At 72.6% G+C, this 5,231-nt stretch carries 4 protein-coding genes; 2 read left to right on the forward strand and 2 right to left on the reverse strand.

What is annotated here, in order from left to right:
* Positions 1–632, forward strand: a 632-nt coding sequence (locus tag LQV45_RS17105; RefSeq protein WP_374208233.1) for a carbohydrate-binding protein, incomplete at its 5' end; no start/stop codon positions are given.
* Here the strand turns inward: LQV45_RS17105 and LQV45_RS17110 are convergent.
* Both LQV45_RS17110 and LQV45_RS17115 read right to left on the reverse strand, forming a co-directional pair.
* The gene (locus tag LQV45_RS17110; protein WP_230008058.1) at positions 575–2,749 is read right to left on the reverse strand and encodes a hypothetical protein; all 2,175 of its coding nucleotides are present in this window, start codon (positions 2,747–2,749) and stop codon (positions 575–577) included. The genes LQV45_RS17105 and LQV45_RS17110 overlap by 58 nt on opposite strands.
* On the reverse strand, positions 2,742–3,380 hold the full coding sequence (locus LQV45_RS17115; protein ID WP_230008059.1) for a response regulator transcription factor: 639 nt from the start codon (positions 3,378–3,380) through the stop codon (positions 2,742–2,744). Before LQV45_RS17115 ends, LQV45_RS17110 begins: the two co-directional genes overlap by 8 nt.
* Before the next feature lie 201 nt (positions 3,381–3,581).
* Here LQV45_RS17115 and pgm point away from each other — a divergent pair, with 201 nt between their 5' ends.
* On the forward strand, positions 3,582–5,228 hold the full coding sequence (pgm, locus tag LQV45_RS17120) for a phosphoglucomutase (alpha-D-glucose-1,6-bisphosphate-dependent) (RefSeq protein ID WP_230008060.1): 1,647 nt from the start codon (positions 3,582–3,584) through the stop codon (positions 5,226–5,228).
* The last annotated feature ends 3 nt before the right edge of the window (positions 5,229–5,231 follow it).

A 5,231-nucleotide genomic window follows, 5' to 3' on the forward strand; every position in this document is an offset into this window, starting at 1 on the left:
CACTCGTGTCGTTCGCGAGCGAACGCGGACTCGCGCGGATGTCGATGTGGTCGCTCAACCGCGACCACACGTGCGGGTCCAACTACCCCTTCACCGGGACGGTCTCGACCCGCTGCAGCGGCGTGGAGCAAGGCGGCGAGTCGTTCGCGGACGTGCTGTCCACGGGCTACCTCGGCCGCGTCGAGGCGGCGGGCCCCGCCCCGGACCAGCCCGTGGTCGAGGACGATCCGAAGACCAGCCCGTATCCGGTCTGGAGCTCGACGGCGTTCTACTCCCGCGGGATCAAGGTCGTGTGGCACGGCTCGGTCTACGTGTCGAAGTGGTGGAACGAGGACGGCACCCCGCCGGACGATCCGATGCTGGACATCACCGCCTCGGCGTGGAGCTACCTCGGACCGGTTCTGGCATCCGATCGTCCCTTCACGCTGCCGCAGCTGCCGGACGGCACGTACCCCGAGTGGCAGGCGGACGTGCTGTACAACCAGGGTGACCGCGTCCTGCTCGACGGCACCGGCTACGAAGCGCGGTGGTGGTCGCGCGGGCAGAACCCGGAACGCTCGATCCTCGACCGCGACTACTCGCCCTGGACTCCGATCGACGTCGCCCCCGCGGGGGACACCGCCGCGGGGTAGACCGTCAACCGACCGTCCGTCACGACGTGCGCCAGGTCGGCACGCCCGGGCGGGAGCACGCGCACGACGATGCGCCGTTGCGACGTCGACAAGCGGTCGCGCACCAGATCGGCCAGCGCCGGGAGCCACGCCTCGGACGGCCCCACCGTGCCGCCGTCGTCGAGCAGCACGACGTCGACGCCGCGCAAGCGCGCCCGCATCGCGGCATCCGCGATCCCGTGGCCGTGCAGTCGCCCCGCCCGGTAGCCGTCGCGCAAGCGGCCCTCGACCGCCCGGGCTTCGGCGCGGTCGTCGTCGGCGACTCGGCCGGCCGCGACCACACGCTCCAGCAACGGCCGGGCGAACGACTCGACCTCCGCGAGATGGGCGAGCAGCTCGGCGTGGGACGCGGCGTCCCACGCCGCGCGACGGGCGGAGGCGATGCGGCGTTCGGCCTGGCTCGCGGCGGACCGGCGCAACTGCTTCAACATCGCGACGAACACGACGCTCAGGCACACCACCGTCGCCACCCGCGTTCCGATCCCGAGCATCTGCGGCAGATCCGCCACGCGTCCGATCGCGTCGATGCCCAGGAACGACAGCAGGATGCCGGCCCCCGTCAGCGCAGCGTCGCCGCGGCCCCGCAGGGCCAGCGAGACGAGCACGAACGCCGCCGCTGTGACGAACCACGCCGACCCGTACGTGATCGGGGCGGGGATGCCGGTGAGGCCGAGGGCGACGAACCCGCACAGCGCCGCGACGACCGCGAAAGCGCGCGTTCGGGTGATCTCGCTGCGTGTGCGGCCGACGAGGGCAGCGACCCCCAGCAGGACCCCGAGCATCGCGAGCGACACCGCACCCGGACCGGCGAGACCGCCCTGCACCGCGGCGACGACCGCGACGGCCGTCTGCGTCACGAGGAAGAGCGATCCGACCAGGCGCTCGCGCGTGCGCAACGACAACCCCTCGATCCGAGGGTCCTCCGCGAACGGCTCCGGAACACTCCACCGCAGACGCACGCGCGTCCCCTCGCCCGGGGCACTGTCGACCTCGGCCTCCACTCCGGGGATCCGCCCGGGCACGCCGAGGATGGTCACGGCGATCCCGAGTCGATCCGTCGCCACCCGCCGCGGGCAGAAGCCGGGACCGTCGTCCGTGATCTCGATCCGCCCGCCCGTGGATTCGAGGTCGACCCGGACACGGGAGCTGGCGCCCGGGGCGTGGCGTCGGGTGTTCTCCAGCGCCTGGGCTGCCGCCGCGACGAGCGCGTCGGCGACCTCCGGCGGGCAGGGCGCCGCGTCCGGTGCCCGCTGGGCGTGCAGCGCGGCGCCGGTCGCGGCGGCGAGTGTTCCCAGACGGTCGATCAGATCGGCGGACCGCGGACGGTCGCCGACGGTCGCCGTGGCGCGCGCGGCCTGCTGCAGCACGGCCGCCTCCGTCTCGGGCTGGGCCTCGGCGACACCGCGGAGAGCGGCGAGCACCTCGTCGTGGACGAAAGCGGCCGCGCGCGATCGCGCCGACAGACGCGCACGTTCCTCCGCCTCGGCCACGGCAGCCACGGCCGTCTGCTCGGCGGAGCGGTCCACGTGGACGGCGGCGCGCAGGGCGGCCGCGGCGACCGCGCACGTGGTGACCGCCGACAGCAGCGCCTGGGTGTCGTTGGCCAGCCCCGTGAGCGAATACCCGCCGAGCAGGAAGCGCGAGAACACCACCACCACCAGCCAGAGCGAGAGCAGCGACGCCACCCACCGCCATCCGCCCGCGACCAGCGCCGCCAGCGCTGGGGCCGAGACGGCGGTCAGCAGCCACGGGATCGTCCCCTCCTGGCCGGCCTCGACCGCCGCCAGACCGGCGGCAGGGTAGGCCAGCACCGTGGCCACGAAGACCGCCACCGCCGTCCCCGCGACGCGGCGGCCGACTCGGGGACCCAGCAGCGGACTGATCCCCCCTCCCGCCAGCAGGACGGCGAAGGTGACGATCATCACCGCCGACCACCACGAGGGCGCCGCGGCCTCATTGACGGTCGATACGACCAGGACCGCCGCCGCGGCCGAAGCGAGGATCGACACCGCGACCGCGAGCAGCAGGGCGCGTTGGGTGGCCCGCACGGCGGGGCCGACGCCGGGAGCCTCAGTCACGACGGGGGACGGGGAGGAACCCGTCTTCGATGCCGCGCCGATACAGATCCACCTTGCTCGGCGCCGGTCGCCCGAGACGCTGATAGACGGCCTTGATCCGTCGCAAGTGGTCGTTGACGGTGTTCTCGCTCACCCACAGCGCGGCGGCGACCTCGCGCGCGCCCATCCCCGAGGCGTACAGCGAGAGCACTTCGCGTTCGCGGGCGGTCAGCGGTGCGGCGGTGAGTCCGGGATCCGAGTCCAGCGCCGACGCCCACTCGGTCGTGGGGACGTGGCGCCCCTCGGCGGCGTCGATGATGGCCGTCAACAGGTCGTCGCCGGGCAGCGACTTGCGTGCGATGCCGAGCGCGGCGGTACGCGAGGCCTCCCGCACGAGGAACGGGTTCTCGGCCGAGGTCAGCACGAGCACGTGCGCCCCCCAGCGCCGCAGCGCCTCGACGTTCTCTTGCGGCGTGCTGTCATCGCGCAGACTGAGGTCGAGGAGCACCAGGTCGGCGTCGCGTGCCGCGCGGGTCATCGCCGGAACGGTCCGCTCGTGGCGCGCGAAGCTCAGCCCCGTCGACGCATCGACGAGGTTGCGCAAGGCCAGTCCCACGAGATCGTGGTCGTCGACGACACCGATACGTCTCACGATCCCTCCCCGTTCAGACTTTATCCATCCCCGGCACCCGCCGGCACCACATGACGACGACCCGGACCGATGCCGATCGCCCGATGGTCGCCCGGATCCAGCGGGGCAGGCTTCTCGCGCACGAGGCATTCATGGGATCTTCTGCGGCGCGAATGCCCCCGAGCGTGTGCGCGCGGGCCGCGCAGCGGGCAGACTGTGGGCATGAGCAGTCGCGCAGGACAGCCCGCCGAGGCATCCGATCTCATCGACATCGACGAACTGATCGCCGCCTACTACGACCGCAAACCGGATGCCACCGTGCCCGAGCAGCGCGTCGCGTTCGGCACGAGCGGCCACCGCGGCTCGTCGCTGAGTACGAGCTTCAACGAGGACCACATCCTCGCCACGACGCAGGCGATCGTCGACTACCGCGCCGCGCAGGGCATCACCGGTCCGCTCTTCCTCGGGCGCGACACCCACGGCCTGTCGCTGCCGGCCGAGCGCAGTGCGATCGAGGTGCTCGTGGCCAACGGCGTCGACGTGCGCGTGGACGCGCGCGACGCGTGGGTACCGACCCCCGCTTTGAGCCACGCGATCCTGGCCTACAACCGCGGGCGCGCGACGGATGACGCGGGTCGCGCCGACGGCATCGTCGTGACGCCCTCGCACAACCCGCCCCGCGACGGCGGCTTCAAGTACAACCCGCCGCACGGCGGCCCCGCCGACACCGACGCGACGGGGTGGATCGCCGACCGGGCGAACCAGCTCATCGCCGCGGGCCTCGAGGGCGTGCACCGCACGCGTCACGCCGACATCGACCTCGACACCCTCGGCCAGTACGACTTCCGCGACGCGTACGTCCGGGATCTGGCATCCATCATCGACGTCGACGCGATCAAGAACGCCGGCGTCCGCATGGGCGCCGACCCGCTCGGCGGCGCGTCGGTGGAGTACTGGGCGCTCATCGCCGAGGTCTACGGCCTCGACCTCACCGTCGTGAACCCCGAAGTCGATCCGACGTGGAAGTTCATGACGCTGGACTGGGACGAGAAGATCCGCATGGATCCCTCGTCGCCGTCGGCCATGGCGTCGCTCGTGGCCGCCCGCGCCGACTACGACATCCTCACGGGCAACGACGCCGACGCCGACCGCCACGGCATCGTCACCCCCGACGCGGGGCTCATGAACCCCAACCACTACCTCGCCGTCGCGATCGACTACCTCTTCTCGCACCGCCCCGGCTGGCCCGCGGATGCCGCGGTGGGCAAGACCCTGGTGTCGTCGATGATCATCGACAAGGTGGCATCCGCCCTCGGCAAGACCCTGCTGGAGGTGCCGGTCGGCTTCAAGTGGTTCGTGCCGGGCCTGCTGGACGGCTCCGTCGCCTTCGGCGGCGAGGAGTCGGCCGGCGCGTCGTTCCTGCGCAAGGACGGCACCGTCTGGACCACCGACAAGGACGGCATCCTGCTGTGCCTGCTCGCCGCCGAGATCCTCGCGGTCACGGGCAAGACGCCGTCGCAGCGCTACGCCGAGCTCGAGGCGCAGTTCGGCGCCTCGGCCTATCAGCGCGTCGACGCTCCCGCGACGCCCGCCCAGAAGTCGGCGCTGTCGAAGCTGTCGCCCGAGGCCGTGACGGCGACCGAGCTGGCCGGTGAGCCGATCGTCGCGAAGCTCTCGCACGCGCCGGGCAACGGCGCGGCGATCGGCGGCCTGAAGGTGCAGACCGAGTCCGCATGGTTCGCCGCGCGCCCCTCGGGCACCGAGGACGTCTACAAGCTGTACGCCGAGTCGCTCCGCGGCGAGGAGCACCTGCGCGAGGTGCAGGAAGAGGCCCGCGCCGTGGTCTCCGCCGCCCTGGGCGAGGCCTGACGC

It is taken from the genome of Microbacterium sp. Bi128 (genome assembly GCF_918698205.1).

Bases quoted from the DNA above. Each gene is read 5' to 3' on its own strand.
- pgm (WP_230008060.1), top strand. From the start codon at position 3,582: ATGAGCAGTCGCGCAGGACAGCCCGCCGAGGCATCCGATCTCATCGAC.